Genomic DNA, 23,218 nt, shown 5'->3' with positions numbered 1-23,218 from the left:
GTCGATGCCTACGACTGCGTGCGGCCTTGCGCGCCGCGCACGTCGTCTTGCATGATACGCCCGCGCTGCGCGGGGCGTACGGGAGGTGACTTTGCAATGACCGTGCCCGCGCGCGGTACAAAGCGCGCTATCCGCAGCAGAGGCAGCCGCCGCGATGCCTCATGCCGTAACTGCCGGCTTCTTCGGCGGCGCCGGCGGATGCGCTCGAACCGCCCACGCTCGGCGCGCCGATCGTCACGCGCGCAGCGGTCGCGCCGCATTGTGGACAGGCCGCGGGATCGTCGCGCTCGGCGATGCGGCGGACGGCTTCGAACGCGCCGCAATCCGCGCATTCGTAATCGTAGACAGGCATGACGTTTTCACTCGGAGAAAGAGGGCATCAATCACGGTAGCAAGCGCTATGCAACGCCTCGCCGCGAAGCCGGGCGTGCCGATGTCAACGCCCGTCCTTGCGCAACAGGCGCAGACGCGCTTCTTCGAGCGACTCGAACTTGCTGTCGGCTTCGTCGTAGATCGACACCTTGCCGCGCCCGATGTCGTACACCCAGCCCTGCACCTGCAGCTTGCCGAGCGCGAGCCGGCCCGCGACCGCCGGATGCGTGCGCAGATGCGTCAGTTGCAGGCGGATGTTCTCCTCGACCATCGCCTGGACGATGCGTTCTTCTTCCAGCTTGCGCGCCATCACGACGCTGCGCGCGGCTTCGGCGTTGCGCAGCCATGCGTGAACCGTCGGCATTTCATCGGCGATGGCCGCGCCTGACGCGAGACCTTTCATCGCGCCGCAATCCGAGTGGCCGCAAATCACGATCTGCCGGACGTTGAGCGCGAGCACCGCGAATTCCACCACCGCCGACACGCCGCCGAGCATCTCGCCATAAGCCGGCACGATGTTGCCGATGTTGCGGCACACGAAAAGCTCGCCGGGGCGCGTCTGCGTGATCATTTCCGGCGATACGCGCGAATCCGCGCAGGTAATGAAGAGCGTATGCGGCGCCTGCTGGCGCGCGAGGCTCTTGAACAGCGCTTCGCTGTCGGGGAACACGAAACGGCTGAAGTCGTCGGCGCCTTGCAGCAGGTACAGCAGGTCGCCGGTTTCGGCGCCGTGGCGTTCTTCGCTCATCGATTTGTCGGACATGGTGTCGCCTTTGTTGTGCGGTTCCGACGCGCGTGCGTGCGCGTCACGTCAAGGCGAAAGCTTGCGGGGTTTTGAGATGGATCGCAAGTCGCTCCCATTCAAGACCTTCACGGGCGCACCAATTCGGTGCGAGGGCATCATCCGGTTCGGTTTTCCCGAAGTGACGCGCTCAAAATCTCCTATTTTTCGACGCGTACCATTCCGCTAGATTGTTTTCATTGAAAGCAATCAGAAAGGAACCGACATGAAATGCCCGGTATGTCCCGCGACCGAACTACTGATGACCGTGCGCGAGGGCATCGAAATCGACTATTGCCCGCACTGTCGCGGCGTGTGGCTCGACCGCGGCGAGCTCGATCAGATCATCCGGCGCGCGGCGCAGGCGTCGCTCGCGGAGGCGCAAGCGTCCGGGCGCGGCGAATGGGACGAGCGCGGACACGATCGCGAGCGCCGCACGCATCGGCAGGACGGTTACCACTACGGCGATTCGCGCGGCAAGCGCGAACATGCGCGGCGCAAAAAATCCTTTCTCGGCGATCTGTTCGACTTCGACTGATCGGCGAGCGTCACGCGCATCGGCAGTAATTCGGCGGCAAAACAGCAAGGAGAACGGCAAATGTCAACGGTGAAGCAAGTCCTGAAGGCAAAGCGCGACACGACGGTTCACACCATCGACGCGGAGGCGAGCGTGTACGAAGCGATCGCGCTGATGTCGCGGGCGGAAGTGGGCGCGCTCGTCGTCGTGGTGGGCGACGCGGTGTGCGGCATCGTCACCGAACGCGACTATGCGCGCAAGGTGATCCTGCAGGACAAAGTCTCGCGGACGACCACCGTATGCGAGATCATGACCGCGCCGGTGATGTCGGTCAGCCTCGGAACGAGCGCCGACGAATGCATGACGCTGATGACGCGGCAGCGGATTCGCCATCTGCCGGTGATCGAGGGCGGCCGGCTCGTCGGGATGATTTCGATCGGCGATATGGTGCGGCATCTGATCGAGGAGCAGCAGTTCGCCATCGACCAGCTCGAAAGCTATGTGCGCGGCCCGCGCCACGATGCACCGACGTGCGCGCTCACGCGGCGTAGCGAGATTCCGCAGACACTCGCACTGCGTATCGTGTAGCGCGTCAGCGCGCTTGCGCCGTCAGAAGCGCCTGCAGGTTGCGCACGACATCGTTCCAGTCGCCGAGGCCGCGGGCGCGAACCAGGCGCATCGAGGCATACCAGGGCGTGACATGCGGATCGCGCTCGTAACGCCATTCCGCGACCTGATTGAGAAACAAGTAGCAGGGCTTGCCGAGCGCCCCCGCGATGTGCGACAGCGCGCCATCATTGCCGACGAACGCATCGAGCCTGTCGATGATGCTCACGCTTTGCGTCAGCGTGACGTCGGAGGCGAGGGTGGTGAAGCGGTCGAGGTCGTTCGAACGCGGGGCGTTCAGCCAGCGCTTGCGCTCGAAGCCGCGCTGCATGACGACCCAGTGGATGTCGGGCGTGCTGTCGAAAAGCGGGACGAGATCGGGCAGGGCGAGGCTGCGGCTGGCGAAATTGTTCGCCGATTCGCACGACGACCAGAAAATGCCGACGCAGCGCCGGCCCTGCGCGCGCTGGCGGATCTCATCGACGATTGCATCGGCGGCGCAAGGATCGGCGGGCTCGATATAGCGTGCCGACGACGCATAACCGAGCACCGGGAAAAGCGCGGTAAAGAGCGCGAAAGGATCGGTCCACAGCGCGCCGTCCGTTGCGACGGCGAAGCCGGCCGCGCGCATGGCTTCGGCGTCTCGGGCGGATTCGGCATCGGGCATCGCGAAGCGATAGTTCCGGTCCGAGCCGTCGGCGTAGGCGATCTGCACGCCCAGCGCCTGAAGCGCGCCGGCGTAGCGCACCCAGTTGACTTGATCGCCGTGGCCCGACGCGATCGACGTCATCGTCAGATGCGCCGGCAGGACCCGCTGTCCGCACCAGTAATGCTCGATATCGACATCGGGAAACAGCACGCGGCGCGCTTCGTGCGATGACCAATAGCGATGCAACAGTTCGACGCCGCTCGCGATGCCGTTCAGGCGCATCGCGCTGCGTCCCTGATGATGTCCGAGCACATAGGCGGAATGTTCGTCGACGTCTTGCGCGCTCAGTTCCAGAACCCGGTCGTCGCAGCCGAGATAATGCCAGCCGTAGACGCGCCACAGGAATGCGAAGATCGGTGCGACATCGGGCTTGCATCCCACGTACTCGATCATGCTGAGCGCGACTTCCTTCAATCCGAGATGCGCGCACGCGTCGCACAGGCTGTGAAGCTGGAAGCCGAAGGTGTTCGATCGGCGCGTGAGCTCGCAGCCGATATCGACGACGCGCAGAAATTCGCCCCCTCGCAGATGCGCGAGCGCGCGCGCGTGCAGGTACTCCGAGGTGTGTCCGTCGGCGGCGAAGCGACCATCGAGAAAACGGAAACATGCCTCGATTTCGCCTGCATACAGGCTGGAATGGAACTGCGGGTAACTGTCGATCATGGGAGCTTGCCGAGTCAGGTGGCGGCATTATTGCGTGCGCCGAAGCGTCGGGCGCGCAGGCGGCAAGCCTTTTCACAAAAATTTCGGATTCTTGATTAATGCGTTGATAATCCGACAATTTTTGAAAAATAGCGGCGCGTCTCGTTCGATTATAGGTGGCGTGCCGGCGGGGAAACTCGCTCGAGTCGGTCCCGGCGCGATGACCAAAACACGACATTCCAATTCGGCGTAACATCAAAAACGCCGATAATTTGTCTTATGTTAAATCAATGACGCGATTGGACGAAGCCCATCTCTCACGGTCTCATCCCATCTCGCCAGCCCGCTCCAGCAGAAACGCGCGTTCCCGCCCGTTCTTCGTCAGCGAAGCCGCGCGCTCGAATTCCGCGCGCGCCTCGTTCTTGCGCCCGAGCTTCGCGAGCAGATCCGCCCGCACGCTCGGCAGCCAGTGATAGCTCTTGAGCGCGGGTGCGTCGGCGAGCGTGTCGACGATCGGCAGCGCGGCTTCCGGCCCGTACGCCATGCTCACGGCGACCGCGCGATTCAGTTCGACGACAGGCGTCGGCGCAGTCTGCATCAGCGCGTCGTAGAGCGCGACGATCATCGGCCAGTCGGTGTCGGCGGCGCTCGGCGCGCGCGCATGGCACGCCGCGAGCGCCGCCTGCAACGCATACACGCCGCGCGCACCGCCCAGCGCTTCGGATCGCTCCAGCGCGGCAAGCCCGCGCCGGATCAGAAGCGGATCCCAGCGGCTGCGGTCCTGATCCGGCAACAGCACCGGACGGCCTTCCCGGTCGACGCGCGCCTTGGTCCGCGACGCCTGAATCTCCATCAGCGCGACGAGCCCGTGAACCTCGCTCTCATCCGGCGTCAGCTCCGCGAGGATGCGCCCGAGCCTGAGCGCGTCTTCGCACAACGCCGGTCGCATCCAGTCGTCGCCGGCGGTCGCCGAATAGCCTTCGTTGAAAATCAGATAGATGACTTCGAGCACCGATCCGAGCCGCGCGGCGCGCGCATCGGCTTTCGGTACCTCGAACGGCACGCGGGCGGCCGACAGCGTGCGCTTCGCGCGCACGATACGTTGCGCGATCGTCGGCTCCGGCACGAGAAACGCACGCGCGATTTCATCCGTCGTGAGTCCGCCGATCAGGCGCAGCGTCAGCGCGGCGCGGGCATCGACGGACAGCACCGGATGACACGCCGTGAAGATGAGCCGCAGCAGATCGTCGCCGATGTCGTCCTCGCGCGCGGCATCGAGCGCATCGACGAAATCGGGCGTGATATGCGCTTCCCGCGCGTCGAGATCGCGTCCGTATTCTTCGTGCTTGCGCGCGTGCAGCGCGTGTTGCCGCAGACGGTCGAGCGCCTTGTTCTTCGCTGTCGTCATGAGCCACGCTCCCGGCTTCTCGGGCACGCCCACGCCCGGTTGGCTCCAGTGTTCCAGCGCGGCGACGAACGCGTCCTGCGCCAGTTCCTCGGCAAGCGCGACGTCGCGCACGACGCGCGCCACGCTCGCGATCACCTTCGCGGACTCGATGCGCCACACCGCGTCGATGGCGCGCCGGGCGGCATCGTCCGGCGTGCTGTCCCGTTTCGCGCGCCCGCTCACGCCGCTTCCGGATCCATGTGCACGAGCTCCCAGATATGGCCGTCGAGATCTTCGAATCCGTGGCCGTACATGAAGCCGTGATCCTGCGGCGCGCGCGGCGCACGTCCGCCCGCGGCGATGGCTTTCGCAACCAGATCGTCGACTTCCGCCCTGCTCTCGCACGACAGGCACACGAGCGCTTCGGTGCTCGCGTGGGCATCGACGATCGGTTTTTCGGTGAAAGTCTGGAAGAACGTTTCGACGAGCAGCATCGCGTAAATGTTTTCGCCGATGACGAGGCACGCGGCGTCGTCATTCGTGAACGCCGGATCGAGGCTCAGGCCCAGTGCCTTGAAAAACGTCATCGAACGCTTGAGATCGCGAACGGGAAGGTTCACGAAAATTTGTTTGTGCATGGCGGCGGTCTCCGGGTTGATCGCTGTTTTCAATACCACGACGAACGGCGCTCAGGAAAATCGACACGAAGCGCGTGTCAGGTATAGCAAGGGCCGACTTTTCGGACTTCGACGGTGCACCATTTCGCTGCCGGACATTCGGCCGCGATCGCGACCGCTTCGGCGCGCGTTTGGCAATCGATCAGAAAAAAGCCGCCAATCATCTCCTTAGCTTCGGCGAACGGTCCGTCGATGACGCGCGCATCGCCGTTCGTTGCGCTGACGCGCGCCGCATCCCTGAGCGATGTCAGCGATTCGACCGCGCGCAGCACGCCGCGCGCCTTCAGTCCTTCCGCGAATTCGCCCATCTGGCGATACGCCTCGCGCCCCTCTTCTTCCGTGCGCTGGCCACGCTGTTCGACCGGTTCCACGACGAGTAGCAGATAAGCCACGACGAGCCTCCGAATGTTTTTTGATGCGTTCAAGTCTATCTCGATATTGACAAACACGAACATGCCCATCGATACTGCGACACATGCACGCAGCCATCCTTTTCTCCATCGCCGCGATTAAAAACCGCATGAACGCCATCCGTGGCGGGTCATCGGGACAGCGTGTGCGCTAGCAGAAAAGCAAGCAGACAGATTCCGAAGGCCCCGCCGCAAGACGGGGCCTTCTTGTTTTTGCGTGCAAGGTTCCGTCTTCGGCTCACATCATGGAGAGCAGAGATGGAAGAGGTATCGCAAGTTTTCGCGCGTCATGGCGTCGGCCACGGCGTCGCTTCCGGGCGCCTTGCTGCATCGGGCGCGCGCGTCGTGGTCTTTGTCGAAGTGCATCCGCATCAAATGGTGTCGTGGCGGCTCACGCGCGACGCCGAACTGCGCATCGGCGATGCGGCGGCGCCGTCGATCTGGCTGACGCGTCATCGCGATCCGTACGATTACTGGATGAAGCCCGGCGATGTCGTGCGTCTCGCGCGCGGCGAGCGTGTGTGGCTCACGTCCGAGAGCGATCAGCCGATCGAGGTGTCGCTCACGTCGTATCGCGTCGCGAAGCGCGGACTCGTGTCGCGCTGGCTGGCGAGATACTGGCCGCGCATGTCGGACCGGCACGCCAACGCATTCTGACGATGCCGATGCTCACGGCTCGACGCAACGGAAGCTCGCCGCGACGTTGATGCTGCCCTTGCCCATATAGCGCGGATAGTTCGGATAACGGCACATCGGCCGCGTGCGTCCGTTGGTGGCGGGCGCGATGTCGCTGCCAATCAGCGTCTCCGGCGCGATGCCGTTGCTCACCCAGTCGTCGAGCGCGCCGAGCTCGTCCCACGCGGGGATGAACACGCCGTTGCCGTGCTGGAATCCCGGCACCATGTAGAGCCGCATGAACGCATCGACGCTGTCCTTTCCGTAACGATCGACGAGCCCGCGATAAAACGCGATCGTCTGATTCGGGCTGATGACTTCGTCGGCGAGGCCGTGCATCGCGATGAGCTTGCCGCCATGCGCGATGAACGCGGTGAAATCCGGGTTCATCGCGCCGACGGTGTACGCGAGCGTGACCAGGCGCTGCTTGAAGCGCCCGGGCGTGTCGACGTCGAACGTGAGCGGGCTGAACGCGAGATCGCGCGTGACGAAGTGGCGGATATAGGCATCGCCTTGGGCGAACAGATAGCCGTTCGCCGCGAACGTCGGCGGATTGAGCAGCGTCGGCGAATCGCCGAGGCCGAGCGCGCCGGAGAAGTCCACGCCCTGAAACACGTTGTAGCCCGGATAGGCGCTGACGTCATACGCGAGCGGATACGGCAAGGTGACGCCGTCGCGCAGGGTCTCGAGCGTGTCGATCTGCGCGTCCGACAGACAACTGTCGCGCAAGGAAGGCCGCTGTCCGTTCTCGCAACGCAGCGACGCGATGATCTGCGGCTCCAGTTTCCTGCACGCCTCGACATTGCTGACGATCCCGTCCGCCGCGCCGTCGAGCCGGTCGCAATCGTGCACGACGGTCTCGAATACGCGCCGCTGCTGCGCAAGGCCGACGAAGCCGCCCGGCTTCGCATACGACGCCTGGCCGATCTTCACGCCCATCAGCCGCACGCCGGAAAAGTTGATGGCGGGCGCGTTGGCGATGACGCCGTCGTAGTCGTTCGGAAACCGCTCGATCACCGTGAAGCCCTCGCGGCCGCCGGTCGAGCCGCCCGCGAAATAGGTCTTTTCGGGCGCCCGCCCGTAGCCCATCTGGATCAGCGCGAGCGCGACGTCGCGGGTTTTCTTCAGATGGCCGAAGCCGAAGTTCACGATGGCTTCGTCGTTGCCGGCGAAGTCCGCGCGCCCCGAATTGCCGACGTGGCCCGAATCGGAGCCGAAGGTCGCGTAGCCGCGCGCGAGCGGCGTCGAATCAGGGGCGAAGGACATCGGCTCGGTGCCGGAAACGATGGTGCCGTTGTAGCCGCCGCCGCCCATCTGCAGGGCGCGGCCGTTCCAGCGGCTCGGCAGATTCACTTCGAAGCGGATATCGGGCGTCGTGTCCTGCAGCGCCCTGATGAAGCCGGTAATGCGGCAGTATTCGCCGTTGCGGTTGCCGAGCGCCGCCGCCTTGACGACCGATGCCGAAACGATCGCCGCGCCGCGCGTCGGCAAGCCGATGATAGACGCGGGCACGGTTTTCCCTTCGAGATCGGCGCAGTGTTTCGTCAGATAGGTCGCCGCGTGGGCGTTCGAGCACGCGGCGAACGCGATCGCCGCGAGAAGCGCACGGATGCCGGGCAAACCGGAAGTGAAGAAAAGGAAGAACCGAAGCACGTCTTTTAAGGTGGCTACTTCAAACGCCGCACAATATATAAGAACAGTTTGCAGATAGCCATTCGGGTCTGCCGGTCGTTGCAGGGCCGCGTCCGGTGCGCTGCCCGCGCATGTCATTCGCCGTCCCATTCGCCGCGCAGATCGCTATTTTCCAGAAGCTGTAGCAAGGTTTCGGCCGGACGGCTCAGATGTTTGGCGCCGAACGCGATGAATTCCACTTCGGGCAATTCGGGCAAGTCGGCGCGATTCACCGGCGGCGCGAGTCCGCGCGCCGCCAGGAAATGCGAGCGCACCGTCAGCCCGAGACCGCCGCGCGCCGCGGCGATGCAGCCCGCGTGGCTGCTGCTCGTGCAGACCATCTGCCAGCTTGCGCCGGACATCGCGAGCGAATCGAGCACGACGCCGCGCGTGACGCTCGGCTCCGAGACCAGAATGAGCGGCAGCGGCTCTTTCGTATCGACGACCGTTCCCGGCTTCGCGAGCCATTCGAGCCGGCCGGAAAAAAGCCGCATGCCGCGCGCATCGCCCAGACGCCGCTTGCCGACCGCGAGATCGAGCTCGCCCGCATCGACCATCTGATAGAGCCGTCCCGTCATGCCGATCGTAATCTCCAGCTCGACATCGGGATGCGTGTCGCGAAAGGCCGCGAGCACGCTCGGCAGCGGCCCGAGCGCGATATCGTCCGATGAGCCGAGCCGCACGCGTCCGCGCAGCCGCGGCGAGCTGAACTGCGACTGCGCGTGCGCCATCGCTTCCAGAATCACGCGGGCGTGGACCAGCATCGCTTCGCCGTCGGCGGTGAGCGCGAGCGAATGCGTATCGCGCACGAAAAGCCGCCGCCCGACGCTCTCCTCCAGGCGACGAATATGCTCGGACACGCTCGACTGCCGCAGCCCGAGCTGGCGCCCGGCGTCGGTGAAACTGTGCGACGCGGCCACCGTCGCGAATGTCGTCAGCCAGACTGGATTGAGCATGCGATATTGTCATCGCATATTCCGATGACAGTCAATGCGGCTAGCGGTCTTCCCGATGACGTGCGGAGTCATTAAGATTTCACATATCGCGCAAACGACCTTGTTTTCAAAAGGCTTTCGTGGGCGCGCGGCCCTCCGCAACTCCGCTTCCACATGACCAAAGGTTCCTCCCACACGGCACTGCTCTGGATCGTCGCCGTGGGCTTTTTCATGCAGGCGCTCGACACGACCATCGTCAACACGGCGCTGCCTTCCATCGCGCGCAGTCTGAACGCCGCGCCGCTCGCGATGCAGTCGATCGTCGTCGCCTACACGCTCACGATGGCGCTGCTCACACCCGCATCGGGCTGGCTCGCCGATCGCTTCGGCACGCGCCGCGTCTATCAGGTGTCCATTTCGCTGTTCGTGATCGGCTCGCTCGCCTGCGCGAACGCGCACTCGGTGAACCAACTGGTGCTCGCGCGCGTGCTGCAGGGCGTCGGCGGCTCGATGCTGCTGCCGATCGGGCGTCTCGCCATATTGCGCGCCGTGTCGGGCGAAGCCTACGTTTCCGCGCTCGCGATGATCTCCGTCGCCGGCCAGGTCGGCCCGATTCTCGGCCCGACGCTTGGCGGCTGGTTCGTCGAGTCGTTCTCGTGGCACTGGATCTTCCTGATCAACGTGCCGATCGGCGCGGTCGGCCTGTATGCGGTGCAGCGCTTCCTGCCGAACGACACGGTGCATGACGCCCCGCCCTTCGACTTCGTCGGCTGCGGCTTGCTCTCGATGTGCATGGTGTCGTTCTCGCTCGCGCTCGATTGCCCGGTCGAGACGCATCGCGGCGCGGTATCGGCGGCGCTGTTCGCGCTCGCGGCCGTGTCGGCGTTCGCTTATGTTCCGTACGCGCGCAAGAAGCGCAATCCGCTCTTTCAGCTCGCGCTCTTTCGCGAGCCGAACTTCAGCGTCGGGCTGATCGGCAATCTGCTATGCCGGATCGGATCGAGCGCCGTGCCGTTTCTGCTGCCGCTTCTGATGCAGCTCGAACTCGGCTACAGCCCGCTGCATTCGGGTCTGATGATGCTGCCGATCGCCGTCGCCGGCACGATCAGCAAGCGCTGGATCGCGCAGCTCGTGAAGCGTTACGGCTACGACATGTTCCTGCTCGTGAACACGGCGCTCGTGGGCGCGTCGATCGTCGCGTTCGCGCTGTTTTCGCCGACGCTGCCGCTCGCCGTCGAAATCGCGATTCTCGCCGTGTTCGGCGCGTGCAACTCGATGCAGTTCGCCGCGATGAACAGCGTCACGTTGAAAGGCCTGTCGAGCAAGGACGCGGGCAGCGGCAACAGCCTCTTCTCGATGGTGCAGATGCTCGCGATCGGTTTGGGCGTGTCGATCGGCGGCTCGCTCGTGCAGCTCTTCGAGGGGTCGTTCTCGACTGCGACCGGCTTCAAGCTGAGTTTCGTGTGCATGGGCGTCGTCACGTTGCTGTCGGGTGTCGTGTTCCGCTATCTCGATGACGCGCCGGGCCGCTCCGCGCCTGCCGCAGCGGGCAAGCGCGCGGCATAGCAAGTATTCTGTCCGTCCAACCGATCTTTGGAGCGCAACCGTGCAATACCGCAAATTCGGCAATACCGGTCTCACCGTTTCGCGTCTCACCCTCGGCACGATGACCTTCGGCCTGCAGACCGAGGAAGACGTGTCGCGCAGCATCATGGACCGGGCGGCGGACGCGGGCGTCAATTTCATCGACACGGCGAACGTCTATCCGCTCGGCAGCGGGCACGATCTCGCGGGCCGCACCGAGGAAATCGTCGGCCGCTGGCTGAAAGGCCGTCGCGACCATTACATTCTCGCGACCAAGGCCGTGCATGAAATGGGGCCGCTCGCGTGGCACAAGGGCGCATCGCGCAAGCATCTGCTCGACGCGATCGATGCATCGCTTAAACGGCTCGATACGGATTACGTCGATCTCTATCAGCTTCACAACGACGATCACGACACGCCGCTCGACGAGATGCTCGAAGCGCTCGATACCATCGTGCGGCAAGGCAAGGCGCGCTATATCGGCGTATCGAATTTTCTGGCGTACCGGCTGGCGCGCGCGCTCGGCCGCTCGGATGTGCTGCGCGCCGCGCGTTTCGTCTCCGTGCAGCCGCGCTACAACCTGCTCTTTCGCCAGATCGAGCGCGAATTGCTGCCGCTCGCGACCGAGGAAGGACTCGCCATCATTCCCTACAACCCGCTCGCCGGCGGACTGCTGACGGGCAAGCACCGCTACGACGCCGCCCCGAGCGACGGACGCTTCACCGGCGCGGTCGGCAAGGCAGGCGCGATGTATACGCAGCGGTACTGGCACGAGCGCGAATTTCACACCATCGAAGCGATCAACGGGATCGTTGCGCCGACCGGACGCTCGCTCGCGAGCACGGCGCTCGCGTGGGTGCTGGCGAATCCGGCGGTGACGTCGGCGATCATCGGCGCGAGCCGGCCCGATCAGCTGAACGAGACGCTCGCGGCCGTCGATCAGCCGATCGATCCCGACATCAAGGCGAAGCTCGACGAAGCGACGGTCGAATACCGCTTCGGCGACGCGTTGCGCTGATCGTTCAGACGCGGGCCGCGCGGGCGCGAACCACGCCTTCGAGCGAGTAGATCGCGAGCGCGGTCCAGATGGCGCCATAGCCGATCACCTGATCGTGCCCGAAGAACTCGTGATAGATCACGACGCCGATCAGCAATTGCAGCGACGGCGTGATGTACTGGATGAGCCCGAGCATCGATAGCGGAATGCGCCGCGCGCCTGCCGCGAACAGCAGCAGCGGCACTGCGGTCACGGGCCCCGCCGCCGCGAGCAGCAGTTTCACGCTGAGCGAGGCATGCTCGAAGCCGCTGCCGCCGTGCGAATTCAGAAAAAAGAGATACAGCAGCGCGACGGGACACAACAGCATCGTTTCGAGCGTGAGTCCTTCGAGCGCGCCGAGCGATGCGGTCTTGCGCAACAGCCCGTAGCCGCCGAAGGTCAGCGCGAGCGCGAGACTGATCCACGGCGGCGCGCCGTTCACCCACGTCAGCCACGCGACGCCTGCCGCGGCGATCGTCACTGCGAGCCACTGCACCGGCCGCAGCCGCTCGTGCAGGAACGCCATCCCGAACAGCACGTTGACGAGCGGGTTGATGAAGTAGCCGAGACTCGCCTCGACGATGCGCCCGTCGTTCACCGCCCAGATATAGATGCCCCAGTTCGCCGACAGCAGCACGGCGCTCGCGGCGAAACGCGCAAGCAGACGCTTGTCGCGCAGGACGGGGCCGAGCCACTTCCATTGACGCCGCACGGTCATGACGATCAGCAGGAATGCCATCGACCACGCCATGCGATGCGCGAGCATCTCGACCGCGCCGATCGAATGCAAGGCCTTGAAGTAAATCGGAAAAAGGCCCCAGATGGCAAAGGCCGCGAATGCGTAGACGACGCCTGGATTCATTGTTCGATGCGTTGAGCGGATAAACGCCGCGTACGAACGATCGGCTCGTTCGCGCGCCTGCTCGCCGTGTTCCCGGAAAGCGATCCGCAAGGATTGGAAGCCGGATTTTAGTCGACGCGAGCGGTTCGGCTCCAGCAGTGACCGAACAATCGGCCGGTTCGCGGCGAACCCTTGGACGAATTCTTGCTCGAACCCTAGCGCGAACGCCCCGCTCTTCGCCCTTTTGTTTGTTTCCTGGCCGCTAATGAATAACCACAACGTCAATCAGAATTTCTTCCATATCCTGCTGTGCGTCGTGACGCTCGCGCTCGCCTGGGTGCTGCTGCCGTTTTTTGGCGCCATCTTCTGGGGTGCGATTCTCGCGATCCTGTTTCAGCCGATGCAGCGTTACCTCGCCGCGCGCTTCGGCAAGCGTCGAAACCTCGCCGCGCTGACGACGCTGGCCGCCGCGATTCTCATCGTCATCATTCCGCTCGCGATCGTCGCGGTGACGCTCGTGCAGGAAATCGCCCTCGTCTACGCGCGGATCAAGAGCGGCGAGCTGAATTTCGGGCTTTACTTCCAGCATGTGCTGCACGCGTTGCCGGCGTCGGTGCAGCAACTGCTCGGCCGTTATGGACTCGACGACATTCCCGGCGTGCAGCGCAAGCTGATGGAAGGCGCGTCGCAGATCAGCCAGTTCGCCGCGACGCAGGCGCTGTCGATCGGGCAGAACACGTTCCAGTTCGTGGTGAGCTTCGGCGTGATGCTTTATCTGGTGTTTTTTCTACTGCGCGATGGCGGCGAAATCGGACGGCGCATCCGGCGCGCGATTCCGCTCGATCCCGAGCCGAAGCAGCATCTGATCGCGAAGTTCACGACCGTGGTGCGCGCGACGGTCAAGGGGAACATCGCGGTTGCGGCCGTGCAGGGTCTTCTCGGCGGGCTGATTTTCTGGATCCTCGGCATCGGCGGTTCGCTTTTGTGGGGCGTGCTGATGGCGTTTTTGTCGCTGCTGCCCGCGGTCGGCGCGGCAATCGTGTGGGCGCCCGCCGCGCTCTACTTTTTCATGACGGGGCAAATCGTCAAGGGGCTGATTCTGGTCGCGTTCTGCGTCGTGGTGATCGGGCTCGTCGATAACGTACTGCGACCGATTCTCGTCGGCAAGGATACGAAAATGCCGGACTGGGTCGTGCTTATTTCGACGCTCGGCGGGATGGCGCTTTTCGGCATCAACGGGTTCGTGATCGGGCCGCTCGTCGCGGCGCTGTTCATGGCGAGCTGGGATTTGTTTTCGCAGGATGGGGTGAGCGGCCGGGGCGAGTGACGCGCGTTGGTCTGCCTGGTGTCGTGGCCTGCTCGTCTGTAACGAATCATCAAGAAGATGTGTCTTGGCGTGTAGGCTGTCTGTATGGTGGCGGTTTCGAACCACCATCCGGCAGTACCGCATGACAACCGATCCCAGACTCGCAAAACTCCGAGCAACGGCAACTGGCTTTTTACTTTGCGCGGTGCTCGCCGGTTGCAACGGCAGGCACGACGACATGCCCGCCGCGGCCGACGACGTTCCGGTGCTTTCGGTTCCCGTCAAGCGTGACGGCCACTGGCTCCTCGAGGCGCGCAGCGCGGACGGCAAATCAGTGCGGGTCCTTCTGGATACAGGTGCGACCCTGAACGTACTCGATAGGCGCGGTCGGCTGGCCGCCGTCCAGATGACGCCGGCCGCCGAAGCGGTTTTCCTCAGGAACGGCCTGCTACCGGAGCCCGTTGGCGACCGCGCCGTCACGAGCGGAACGGCGAGCGACACGATGCGCATGGAGCTTGGCACGAGTCCGGCGATCCGTCTCGACGGCTGGTCGATCCCGGCGGGCGGCGCTGTGCTCATCGGTGACATGGCGCGCCTTTCTTCCGTCGATGAGAGGCCTTTCGACGGCATCATCGGGATGGAGTCGATGCGCAATCTGACATGGCGAGCCGATTATGTTGCCGGGCGGCTCTCCGCGTATGCCGGCGAAGCACCTGCGCATGCATGGCAGCAGTGCGCGTTCATGACGCTGGATGCCGCGCAGCGAACGCCGCTCATCGAACTGCGTCTCAGGGACGAATCTTTGCCGTTCCTGCTCGATACGGGCGACAACGGGGATGTCGCGCTGCCACAGGAAACGTTCGATGCGATCGCGGAAGCGCAATGGTTCGAGCGCATCAATACGACCTTTTCCTACGATGCGACCGATCGATTCACGCCGAATCAGCAGGGTTTGATCGCCGGATTCGCCATCGGTCAGAAGGCGCTACCGAAACTCACGGTGCTGGCAGGCTCACCAACGCCTCGTATCGGCCAGGGCTTGCTGGAAAAGATGGACCGCTTCGAAATGGATTTCCGTCACTACCGGTTCTGCTTCGATCTTCCCGATACGCCCAAAGACAGCACGCCCTCTATTATCGGCGCTGGCCTGCAGCGCGCTGGCGATCGCTACAGGGTCGCCGCACTCACACCGGACGGCAGATTGGCCGCAAGCGGCATCGAGATTGGCGATCGGGTCGTCATGGTTGAGCGGACGTCGGTTGCGACGCTTAAGTTCGTCCGTCTGCTCGAACTGTTGAACGCGGCCGCGACCGGCGAGGTGACTGTCGAACGAGGGAAACGCACGCTGGTTATCAAGTTGAAGGCGATCTGAATTGCGGCGCGTAGTGGTGGTCTCGCAGCATTGGCGCGCTGCCATGCCACTCACCCCGGTTACTTCGAAGGTAGTTCCGACGCTGCGCTGCGCAGTTGTTCTGCGCGTCTGCTGTTGAGTTCTGCGATGCACGCGAGTCGCCTGATCTCGTGAGAATTCCCTGCGGCCCCACCATTGAGTGACGCTGAGAATTTGCATTGAGCCTCACGATACTGAGTGAACGACTTATTCGACGTTGAGAGACCCGCTCGGGCCGCGCGGCTGAATCTGTCGTCTTCATCCCACTGCGCGAGCGCGCTGATAGCATTCTGTTCGGCCTGTTTCAAATCGCGTTCGCTCTGATTTGCTTTTTCCTCCAGGCACGCGCGCACGTGCACCTGCGAAAAGTGGAGTGAACTGCATTGTGCGCGTAGTTCCTTTTCGCTCAACACTGAATTTGCATGACCGAAAAATGGAAAGCAGGCTATTAGACTCACGCCGACGCGCCTTAACGTACTCATGGCCTTCTCATTCTTCATCGCGCAATAATGGTCCAGACGTAGTCGAATTTTTTTGCGTACTCGCTGTCCCCACCGCCGTTATAGCGATTCGCAATCATGGCTGAGTTTATCGGTCGCCAGCCAGTGATGACTTGTCCGATCGCTGCCTTTCGGCACTTTAAGATTTGACCCGAGCGCAGGATATTCGCTGCCGGATTCAGGCTTTTGAGCACATCGACCGTACTCCCCTGCGCCTTTGCGATCTTTTCGAGGCTATCGCCAGCCTTGACGGTTACATCGAACGTTCTGGAATCGCCGTCCAGCACACTTCGGTACTCGAATCTTGCCGAACGCATGAGCAGATAACCCACTCCCGCCCGAATGTTATGAAGGGGGTCTGCTCTGACCGACGCGACCGTGAGGCGGGACTTCCATGCTGGCGGCAGAATCAAGTCTCCACCTTCCTTGGCAGAGAGCAGCGCTGACAGCCCCGGATCTCCTGCTACACCTATTTGCATCGGCTTCTTTTTCCATTCGGAACTGTTGGCGCCGGATTCGACCCATGTCATTGCCTTGATGATCCGCCAATCGAGCGGTCGATATCCCGCGTTTCCGATCAGGTGATGATTGAATTCGCTGACCGCCAGCTGAACTTCATTGTCCCAACTGTTCCATCTATCATCCCCAACCGCTGCACTTATTCCGTCGCGCCATTTATCAAAACTGGGTGCTGAATTGTCCGCCATGGTTCGATCCTCCTGCGGACAATTCTCAGTCATGTAGCGCAGATTGTTTAGACGAATCCTCTTAATTCGTGGCTGACTGCGATCCATGCGAAGCGACGCGTCTGAGCAAAAAAAAACGCGCCGTCCTTTCAAGACGGCGCGCGTTGTTCAGATAACTGTCGGAGGTGGTGTCAGCGCGTACTCGGCGCCGTATACCGGCATTCGAACCGCTTCCTCACCGTTCCGTTTTCATCGACGCTTTCCAGATAAACGTCGAATTGCCACAAGCGCGCCATGTGCTTGAGCACTTCGTCGCTATCGTTCGCGAGATGGCGGTTATCCGTCATGAAATGCCGCAGCGTCAGGCTGCGATCCCCACGCGTGTTCACCGAATAAACCTGAATGTTCGGCTCCCGATGATGAATATCGTATTGCCGCGACAGCGCCTGACGCACGTAACGATATCCGCTGTCGTCATGAATGGCCGACACTTCCAGCGCATCGCGCATATCGTCATCGAGAATCGAGAACAGACGCATTTCCCGGATCAGATGCGGCGACAGATACTGCGCGATAAAGCTCTCGTCCTTGAAGTTGCGCATCGCATAATGCAGCGATTCCAGCCAGTCGCTTCCCGCGAGTTCCGGGAACCATTCGCGATCCTCGTCCGTCGGGTTTTCGCAGATGCGGCGAATGTCGCTCATCATCGAAAAGCCGAGCGCGTACGGATTGATGCCGCTGTAATACGGCTTCGTCACCGGCGGCTGATACACCACATTCGAATGCGAATGCAGAAACTCCATCATGAAGCTGTCTTCGAGACGGCCTTCGTTATAAAGCGTGTTCAGCAATGTGTAATGCCAGAACGTGGCCCAGCCTTCGTTCATGACTTGCGTCTGCCGCTGCGGATAAAAATATTGCCCGATCTTGCGCACGATGCGGATCACTTCCCGCTCCCACGGCTCAAGCAACGGCGCATTCTTCTCCGCGAAATACAGCAGATTCTCCTGCGGCTCCGGCGGATACCGGCTCTCGGTTTCCTCGGGCGACGGCTCCTTGCCCTTGGGCAGCGTGCGCCACAGTTCGTTGACCTGCGATTGCAGATACGCTTCGCGCTCGCGGCGCATCGCCGCTTCCTTCGCCAGCGACAGTTTCTGCGGCCGCTTGTAGCGATCGACGCCGTAATTCATCAGCGCGTGGCACGAATCGAGCAGTTCCTCGACGCGATCCAGCCCATAACGCTCCTCGCACTCCGCGATGTAATTCTTCGCATAGACGAGGTAATCGATGATCGCGTGCGCGTCCGTCCACAGGCGGAAAAGATAATTGCCCTTGAAAAAGGAGTTATGCCCGTACGCGGCGTGCGCAATCACGAGTGCCTGCATCGTCATGGTGTTCTCTTCCATGAGATACGCGATGCAGGGATTCGAGTTGATAACGATCTCATACGCGAGGCCCATCTGCCCGCGCCGATAGCCTTTCTCGGTCGCAAGAAAGTGCTTGCCGAACGACCAGTGGCGATAATTCACCGGCATGCCGACGGACGCATACGCATCCATCATCTGCTCGGAGCTGATGATTTCCAGTTGGATCGGATAGGTGTCGAGACCATAACGGTTCGCGACGCGCGATATCTCGGCGTCGTACTCCTCGATCAGTTCGACGCTCCAGTCCGACGGGCACGGCAGCGGTCGCCGCTTCTCCGATACATTCATTCTGCCTTCCTCGTGCGCGCCGTCTGCTTTCGCGGACGCCTTGCGTTGCCTGGCCTCTGATTCGAGCTGGGAATCCACACGATCGTCCGTGCCTTCCAGCTGATACCCACGCGTCTCGTTGTGCAAATGCCGCGTCGTCATGCGGCCGCCTGCTGCTTTTCGAACAGCTCGCGGAACACCGGATAGATGTCCGCCGCCGAATCGACCTTCTTCATGGCGAGTTCAGGCGCGCCCATCGCAAGCTGAGCATACTCCAACCAGAGATTCTGCTCCTCCGGCGCAACTTGAATATAGGCAAAATACCGGACCTTCGGCAGGATGTCTTCCGCGAGCAGCTTGCGGCACTTGGGCGAGTCGTCCGTCCAGTTGTCGCCGTCCGATGCCTGCGCGCCGTAAATGTTCCATTCAGTCGGCGAATAACGCTCGTCCATGATCTTCTTCATGAGTTCGAGCGCGCTCGACACAACCGTGCCGCCGCTTTCCGTCGAATGGAAGAACGTGTCTTCGTCCACTTCTTCCGCGCGCGTATGGTGCCGGATGAACACGACTTCGATCTTCTCGTAGTTCCGCTGCAGGAACAGATACAAAAGGATGAAGAAGCGCTTGGACAAATCCTTGCGTTGCTCGTCCATCGAACCGGAGACGTCCATCAGGCAGAACATCACGGCCTTGCTCGACGGCGTCGGCTGCTTCACGCGATTGATATAGCGCAGGTCGAACGGATCGATGAACGGAATGCGCGTGATCCGGCCCTGCATGATGACAATATCCGCTTCGAGCCGGGCGATGTCTTCCGGATCGCCGTTCTCTTCCTTCAGTTGTTCGAGCTGGCGCTCCATCTCACGCAGTTGCGATGCAAGCGGCCAGCCGAGCGCGATGCGCCGTCCGAGCGCGGAGCGCAGCGATCTCACCACGTCGATATTGTTGGGCGTGCCTTCCGCCGCCCAGCCCGCGCGCACGTTCTTCCACGTCGGCACGGCGAGCAGTTGCGTCTTGACGAGGCGCGGCAGTTCGAGATCGTCGAAGAAGTACTGCATGAACTCTTCGCGCGACAGCTCGAAAACGAAGTCGTCCTGCCCTTCGCCTTCGTTGCTCGCGCTCTTGCCGCCGCCGCCCGCGCCGCCCGGCGGGCGCGGAATCTTGTCACCGCGAATGTAATCCGCATTGCCCGGATGAACGTACTCGCGCTTGCCGCCCGGTCCGTGACGGAACGAGGGCTCGGAGATGTCCTTCTTGGGAATGGTGATGCTCTGAGTGCTTTGAATGTCTTTGATGCTGCGATCGCGCACCGCGTCGGAAACGGCGCGGCGAATGTAACTCTTGACGCGTCGCAGGAAGCGCTCGCGATTGGCGATGCTCTTGTTCTTGCCGGCTAACCTGCGGTCGATGATTTGGTGCAGCACATCCAGTCTCCCGCGTTATTGGCGAGGTTGTGAGGCGCTGCGCGGAGCTTCGACTGATCGCAGCGTCTTTCGTCTCGCAAACTGTCCACTGTGCGGTCCGGTTGCAATCCACGCGCCCGGGCCGCCGGGACTTCCTGACTATCGCTTTGCGCGGGACCGGAGCCAGGCGCTTCGAGCGCCGGCTCCCGTCTTGCCTTGCTTACATCACGACGACTTGCGCACGCGCAGATACCAGTCGCACAGGAGCCGGACCTGCTTCGGCGTATAACCCTTCGCGACCATGCGATTGACGAAGTCTTCGTGCTTGCGTTGCTCTTCGGCCGATCCTTTCGCGTTGAACGAAATCACCGGCAGAAGTTCTTCCGTGTTGGAGAACATCTTCTTCTCGATCACCACACGCAGCTTCTCATAGCTGATCCACGCGGGGTTCTTGCCGCCATTGGCCGCACGAGCGCGCAACACGAAGTTCACGATCTCGTTGCGGAAGTCCTTCGGGTTGCTGATGCCCGCGGGCTTCTCGATCTTCTCCAACTCGGCGTTCAATGCCGCGCGGTCGAAGCTCTCGCCGGTGTCGTGATCGCGGAACTCCTGATCCTGAATCCAGAAGTCCGCATACGTCACATAGCGGTCGAAGATGTTTTGTCCATACTCCGAATACGACTCCAGATAAGCGGTCTGAATCTCCTTGCCGATGAACTCGGCATAGCGCGACGCGAGCACGTCCTTGATGAACGACAGATACTTCTGCTCCGTTTCCGGCGGGAACTGCTCGCGCTCGATCTGCTGTTCGAGCACGTACATGAGATGCACCGGATTCGCCGCGACCTCGCTCGAATCGAAGTTGAAGACACGCGACAGGATCTTGAACGCGAAACGCGTGGACACACCCGTCATGCCTTCATCGACACCCGCGTAATCGCGATACTCCTGATACGACTTCGCTTTCGGGTCCGTGTCCTTCAGGTTCTCACCGTCGTAGACCTGCATCTTCGAGAAGAGGCTCGAGTTCTCCGGTTCGTGCAGACGCGTGAGCACGGCCATCTGCGCCATCATCTTGAGCGTGCCCGGTGCGCAGACCGCCTCGGCGAGGGACGAATTGCGCAGCAGCTTCTCGTAGATCTTGATCTCTTCGCCGTAGCGCAGGCAGTACGGCACCTTCACGACGAAGATACGATCGAGCAGTGCTTCGTTGTTCTTGTTGTTGCGGAACGCCTTCCACTCAGACTCGTTCGAGTGCGCGAGGATGACGCCGTCGAACGGAATCGCGCCGAAGCCTTCCGTGCCCTTGAAGTTGCCTTCCTGGGTCGCGGTCAGCAGCGGGTGCAGCACCTTGATTGGCGCCTTGAACATCTCGACGAATTCCAGCAAGCCCTGATTGGCGAGGCACAGGCCGCCGGAATAGCTGTAGGCATCGGCGTCGTCCTGCGAATACGTTTCGAGCTTGCGGATGTCCACCTTGCCGACGAGCGACGAGATGTCCTGATTGTTCTCGTCGCCAGGCTCGGTCTTCGCAATGCCGATCTGACGAAGAATCGACGGATAGCGGCGCACGACGCGGAACTTGCGGATGTCGCCGTTGTACTCGTGCAGGCGCTTCACCGCCCACGGCGAGAGAATGCTCTTGAGATAGCGGCGCGGAATGCCGTATTGCTCTTCGAGCACCGGACCGTCTTCGTCGTAATCGAAAAGGCCGAGTGGCGATTCGTTGACGGGCGAGCCCTTCAGCGAATAGAACGGCACACGCTCCATGAGCTGCTTGAGTCGTTCGGCGATCGACGACTTGCCGCCGCCCACCGGACCCAGCAGATAAAGGATCTGCTTCTTCTCTTCGAGACCCTGCGCCGCGTGCCGGAAGTAGGACACGACGTTCTCGATCACTTCCTCCATTCCGTAGAACTCGCGGAATGCCGGATACACCTTGATGACCTTGTTTGCAAACACACGCGATAAACGCGGGTCGAGCCGAGTGTCGACCATCTCCGGTTCCCCGATGGCCGTCAACATGCGTTCGCCCGCTGTTGCATATGTGGCAGGATCTTCTTTGCAGAGCGCGAGATACTCTTCGAGCGAGAATTCCTCCTCGCGAGTTTTTTCGAAGCGCGTCGCGAAACTGCTGTAGATATCCATGCTACCTCCTCGCCGAAGTCAGAAAGCTATGCCGTGCGCAACGCGCGTAATCGAAACGACATCGCTTGAAATCATCCTAAACCCTTTCGAATTTTTTTTCACGCACTTGCGTTGTTCATTTGCTTCGAAGAATTCCTAGCTTGGTGCGCTATTTTCGTTCACCTACAATGTTCATCCCAATGTCGCTATCCTCTTGCGCGACATGGTCCCTGCCTGTTCGCTTCCCCGCGCTCTTCGCTACTTATCTACTGCTTCCGTCCGCCAATGCGACGCGCGCCTCACATCCTTGGTTACGTGGACAAGCGCTCAAGAGATGCACGCATCCGATAAAGACGATGCGCGTGCGACATCATCAATAATCGTTCCCGGTGCGGCGCATCCGAACATCAAGCGAGCACCAATTCCAGTTCGCCGATGCGATCGATCGCACCATGCAGCATGCCCGGTCCATCGACGCGATACGCGCCCGTATAGGAACCTGTTGTAATGGTCCAGAACGGCTCGACCGTCAAACCCATGCGAGAACAATGGTTGACCAGCCACGGCAGCAATTCGCGCGGATCGCCCGCGGGATTGCCGAGCGCGGCCGGTGCGATCGACACGCCGTCGAGGGTGAATTCCAGTCGCGGCGTCAGAAAGTCGAAGCCCGGCGCGACGACGTCGTAAGGTTCCATGCCCGATACGACGAGCGCGCCGTTGTTCTGCGAATCCGCGAGCTGGGCCAGCGGATCGAGATTGGGCCATTGAGCGAAACGGCTGTCGACGACTTCGAGCGCGACCGCGATGCCGCCGATCGCGTCGAATACTTCCTCGCGTGTGTAAGGGTCGGGTCGCGCGGGCAGCGCATAGGAAAAGCGGAACGCGACTTCGAGTTCCACGAGCACGCGGAAAAACGATTGAAAAGGTAGGCGCGCGGGCGAAACATGGACGAGCGCGGCGTCGATGGGCGCGCCCGTGGCGAGCGCGTCGGGGGCGCGCGCGCCGATCTTCCAGGCGCCGATGCGCGCATCCGCCTCGCTCAGCATCTCGTGCTGGATCGCGTAGGCGGTGGGCGCATCCGCAGGTATGTCGGCCGGCGCCAGCGTGTCGATCAGCTGATGCCGGCGGCGGGCGTCCGCGAGCTTCGCGGCGAGTGTCGATCCGGTCATGTCGATATCCTCGTGTGAGCGGTGAGGCACCCACCAGTGTACGGGTTACCGGATCGACGTTGGTCGCGCGCGTGTGCACTCGCGCGCATTCAGGCCTTAA

The 23,218-nt window shown here is 62.2% G+C and carries 22 protein-coding genes; 7 read left to right on the top strand and 15 right to left on the bottom strand.

The features are described from left to right. Window positions 1-127: 127 nt before the first annotated feature. Window positions 128-352, bottom strand: a complete 225-nt coding sequence (locus NCS67_RS06450; RefSeq protein WP_008349608.1) for an FmdB family zinc ribbon protein — start codon at window positions 350-352, stop codon at window positions 128-130. 84 nt (window positions 353-436) lie between these two features. Beyond that, entirely contained in the window at window positions 437-1,135 is a 699-nt protein-coding gene (locus tag NCS67_RS06445) for a carbonic anhydrase (RefSeq protein ID WP_008349610.1), read from the bottom strand. 244 nt (window positions 1,136-1,379) lie between these two features. On the opposite strand from NCS67_RS06445, the gene NCS67_RS06440 reads away from it, so the two are divergent. Both NCS67_RS06440 and NCS67_RS06435 read left to right on the top strand, forming a co-directional pair. Continuing rightward, window positions 1,380-1,691, top strand: a complete 312-nt coding sequence (locus NCS67_RS06440; RefSeq protein ID WP_250434723.1) for a TFIIB-type zinc ribbon-containing protein — start codon at window positions 1,380-1,382, stop codon at window positions 1,689-1,691. Between the two features lie 60 nt (window positions 1,692-1,751). Next, the gene (locus NCS67_RS06435) at window positions 1,752-2,258 is read left to right on the top strand and encodes a CBS domain-containing protein (protein ID WP_008349614.1); all 507 of its coding nucleotides are present in this window, start codon (window positions 1,752-1,754) and stop codon (window positions 2,256-2,258) included. Between the two features lie 4 nt (window positions 2,259-2,262). Here the strand turns inward: NCS67_RS06435 and NCS67_RS06430 are convergent, their stop codons facing one another. From NCS67_RS06430 to NCS67_RS06415, 4 genes are all read right to left on the bottom strand, one after another. Further along, on the bottom strand, window positions 2,263-3,648 hold the full coding sequence (locus tag NCS67_RS06430) for a glycosyltransferase family 9 protein (RefSeq protein WP_250434722.1): 1,386 nt from the start codon (window positions 3,646-3,648) through the stop codon (window positions 2,263-2,265). 304 nt (window positions 3,649-3,952) lie between these two features. After that, entirely contained in the window at window positions 3,953-5,257 is a 1,305-nt protein-coding gene (locus tag NCS67_RS06425) for an RNA polymerase sigma factor (RefSeq protein ID WP_250434714.1), read from the bottom strand. Then, complete coding sequence (locus NCS67_RS06420; RefSeq protein ID WP_250434713.1) at window positions 5,254-5,652, bottom strand: VOC family protein; 399 nt, start codon at window positions 5,650-5,652, stop codon at window positions 5,254-5,256. The genes NCS67_RS06425 and NCS67_RS06420 overlap by 4 nt, the downstream gene beginning before the upstream one ends. 77 nt (window positions 5,653-5,729) lie before the next feature. Further along, window positions 5,730-6,083: a YciI family protein gene (locus tag NCS67_RS06415; RefSeq protein WP_250434710.1), complete on the bottom strand. Its 354-nt coding sequence runs from the start codon at window positions 6,081-6,083 to the stop codon at window positions 5,730-5,732. 276 nt (window positions 6,084-6,359) lie between these two features. On the opposite strand from NCS67_RS06415, the gene NCS67_RS06410 reads away from it, so the two are divergent. Then, on the top strand, window positions 6,360-6,758 hold the full coding sequence (locus NCS67_RS06410; RefSeq protein ID WP_008349622.1) for a DUF2917 domain-containing protein: 399 nt from the start codon (window positions 6,360-6,362) through the stop codon (window positions 6,756-6,758). Between the two features lie 12 nt (window positions 6,759-6,770). Here the strand turns inward: NCS67_RS06410 and NCS67_RS06405 are convergent, their stop codons facing one another. Beyond that, window positions 6,771-8,429, bottom strand: coding sequence for a tannase/feruloyl esterase family alpha/beta hydrolase (locus NCS67_RS06405; RefSeq protein ID WP_250434709.1), 1,659 nt, complete (start codon window positions 8,427-8,429; stop codon window positions 6,771-6,773). A 113-nt stretch (window positions 8,430-8,542) separates the two neighbouring features. Further along, window positions 8,543-9,403: a LysR family transcriptional regulator gene (locus NCS67_RS06400; RefSeq protein ID WP_008349626.1), complete on the bottom strand. Its 861-nt coding sequence runs from the start codon at window positions 9,401-9,403 to the stop codon at window positions 8,543-8,545. Between the two features lie 153 nt (window positions 9,404-9,556). Between NCS67_RS06400 and NCS67_RS06395 the strand changes: the two genes are divergently transcribed. Together NCS67_RS06395 and NCS67_RS06390 are read left to right on the top strand one after the other, a co-directional pair. Then, window positions 9,557-10,948: a DHA2 family efflux MFS transporter permease subunit gene (locus NCS67_RS06395; protein WP_250434707.1), complete on the top strand. Its 1,392-nt coding sequence runs from the start codon at window positions 9,557-9,559 to the stop codon at window positions 10,946-10,948. Window positions 10,949-10,988: 40 nt separating this feature from the next. Beyond that, window positions 10,989-11,984: an aldo/keto reductase gene (locus NCS67_RS06390; protein WP_250434705.1), complete on the top strand. Its 996-nt coding sequence runs from the start codon at window positions 10,989-10,991 to the stop codon at window positions 11,982-11,984. 4 nt (window positions 11,985-11,988) lie between these two features. Here the strand turns inward: NCS67_RS06390 and rarD are convergent, their stop codons facing one another. Beyond that, a complete protein-coding gene (rarD, locus tag NCS67_RS06385; protein WP_008349632.1) occupies window positions 11,989-12,864 on the bottom strand; it encodes an EamA family transporter RarD in 876 nt (291 codons plus the stop codon). 244 nt (window positions 12,865-13,108) lie between these two features. Here rarD and NCS67_RS06380 point away from each other — a divergent pair, with 244 nt between their 5' ends. Continuing rightward, window positions 13,109-14,170: an AI-2E family transporter gene (locus NCS67_RS06380; protein ID WP_175982891.1), complete on the top strand. Its 1,062-nt coding sequence runs from the start codon at window positions 13,109-13,111 to the stop codon at window positions 14,168-14,170. Between the two features lie 121 nt (window positions 14,171-14,291). After that, the gene (locus NCS67_RS06375; protein WP_250434703.1) at window positions 14,292-15,521 is read left to right on the top strand and encodes a hypothetical protein; all 1,230 of its coding nucleotides are present in this window, start codon (window positions 14,292-14,294) and stop codon (window positions 15,519-15,521) included. Between the two features lie 59 nt (window positions 15,522-15,580). Here the strand turns inward: NCS67_RS06375 and NCS67_RS06370 are convergent, their stop codons facing one another. The 6 genes from NCS67_RS06370 to NCS67_RS06345 form a co-directional block, all read right to left on the bottom strand. Then, window positions 15,581-16,021, bottom strand: a complete 441-nt coding sequence (locus NCS67_RS06370) for a lysozyme inhibitor LprI family protein (RefSeq protein ID WP_175982893.1) — start codon at window positions 16,019-16,021, stop codon at window positions 15,581-15,583. 14 nt (window positions 16,022-16,035) lie between these two features. Then, window positions 16,036-16,746: a LysM peptidoglycan-binding domain-containing protein gene (locus NCS67_RS06365; protein WP_250434701.1), complete on the bottom strand. Its 711-nt coding sequence runs from the start codon at window positions 16,744-16,746 to the stop codon at window positions 16,036-16,038. Between the two features lie 170 nt (window positions 16,747-16,916). Then, window positions 16,917-18,581 carry a SpoVR family protein gene (locus NCS67_RS06360; protein WP_008349642.1) on the bottom strand — a complete coding sequence of 555 codons (1,665 nt, stop codon included), beginning with the start codon at window positions 18,579-18,581 and terminating at the stop codon, window positions 16,917-16,919. Continuing rightward, window positions 18,578-19,843, bottom strand: a complete 1,266-nt coding sequence (locus NCS67_RS06355; protein WP_008349643.1) for a YeaH/YhbH family protein — start codon at window positions 19,841-19,843, stop codon at window positions 18,578-18,580. The genes NCS67_RS06360 and NCS67_RS06355 overlap by 4 nt, the downstream gene beginning before the upstream one ends. 204 nt (window positions 19,844-20,047) lie before the next feature. Then, the gene (locus NCS67_RS06350; RefSeq protein WP_008349646.1) at window positions 20,048-21,970 is read right to left on the bottom strand and encodes a PrkA family serine protein kinase; all 1,923 of its coding nucleotides are present in this window, start codon (window positions 21,968-21,970) and stop codon (window positions 20,048-20,050) included. A 386-nt stretch (window positions 21,971-22,356) separates the two neighbouring features. Further along, a complete protein-coding gene (locus NCS67_RS06345) occupies window positions 22,357-23,118 on the bottom strand; it encodes a hydratase (RefSeq protein WP_250434699.1) in 762 nt (253 codons plus the stop codon). Window positions 23,119-23,218 lie beyond the last annotated feature (100 nt).

Source organism: Caballeronia sp. ATUFL_F2_KS9A (assembly GCF_023630765.1).
Lineage (GTDB): Bacteria > Pseudomonadota > Gammaproteobacteria > Burkholderiales > Burkholderiaceae > Caballeronia > Caballeronia zhejiangensis.
The sequence above is the reverse complement of the archived record's forward strand: the minus strand, read 5'-3'. Positions and strand labels throughout refer to the sequence as shown.

Excerpts from the sequence above, each read along its gene's own strand:
- NCS67_RS06450 (WP_008349608.1), bottom strand. The coding sequence starts at position 352 with ATGCCTGTCTACGATTACGAATGCGCGGATTGCGGCGCGTTCGAAGCC.
- NCS67_RS06445 (WP_008349610.1), bottom strand. The coding sequence starts at position 1,135 with ATGTCCGACAAATCGATGAGCGAAGAACGCCACGGCGCCGAAACCGGC.
- NCS67_RS06440 (WP_250434723.1), top strand. The coding sequence starts at position 1,380 with ATGAAATGCCCGGTATGTCCCGCGACCGAACTACTGATGACCGTGCGC.
- NCS67_RS06435 (WP_008349614.1), top strand. The coding sequence starts at position 1,752 with ATGTCAACGGTGAAGCAAGTCCTGAAGGCAAAGCGCGACACGACGGTT.
- NCS67_RS06430 (WP_250434722.1), bottom strand. The coding sequence starts at position 3,648 with ATGATCGACAGTTACCCGCAGTTCCATTCCAGCCTGTATGCAGGCGAA.
- NCS67_RS06420 (WP_250434713.1), bottom strand. The coding sequence starts at position 5,652 with ATGCACAAACAAATTTTCGTGAACCTTCCCGTTCGCGATCTCAAGCGT.
- NCS67_RS06410 (WP_008349622.1), top strand. The coding sequence starts at position 6,360 with ATGGAAGAGGTATCGCAAGTTTTCGCGCGTCATGGCGTCGGCCACGGC.
- NCS67_RS06400 (WP_008349626.1), bottom strand. The coding sequence starts at position 9,403 with ATGCTCAATCCAGTCTGGCTGACGACATTCGCGACGGTGGCCGCGTCG.
- NCS67_RS06395 (WP_250434707.1), top strand. The coding sequence starts at position 9,557 with ATGACCAAAGGTTCCTCCCACACGGCACTGCTCTGGATCGTCGCCGTG.
- rarD (WP_008349632.1), bottom strand. The coding sequence starts at position 12,864 with ATGAATCCAGGCGTCGTCTACGCATTCGCGGCCTTTGCCATCTGGGGC.
- NCS67_RS06380 (WP_175982891.1), top strand. The coding sequence starts at position 13,109 with ATGAATAACCACAACGTCAATCAGAATTTCTTCCATATCCTGCTGTGC.
- NCS67_RS06375 (WP_250434703.1), top strand. The coding sequence starts at position 14,292 with ATGACAACCGATCCCAGACTCGCAAAACTCCGAGCAACGGCAACTGGC.
- NCS67_RS06370 (WP_175982893.1), bottom strand. The coding sequence starts at position 16,021 with ATGAGTACGTTAAGGCGCGTCGGCGTGAGTCTAATAGCCTGCTTTCCA.
- NCS67_RS06365 (WP_250434701.1), bottom strand. The coding sequence starts at position 16,746 with ATGGCGGACAATTCAGCACCCAGTTTTGATAAATGGCGCGACGGAATA.
- NCS67_RS06360 (WP_008349642.1), bottom strand. The coding sequence starts at position 18,581 with ATGACGACGCGGCATTTGCACAACGAGACGCGTGGGTATCAGCTGGAA.
- NCS67_RS06350 (WP_008349646.1), bottom strand. The coding sequence starts at position 21,970 with ATGGATATCTACAGCAGTTTCGCGACGCGCTTCGAAAAAACTCGCGAG.
- NCS67_RS06345 (WP_250434699.1), bottom strand. The coding sequence starts at position 23,118 with ATGACCGGATCGACACTCGCCGCGAAGCTCGCGGACGCCCGCCGCCGG.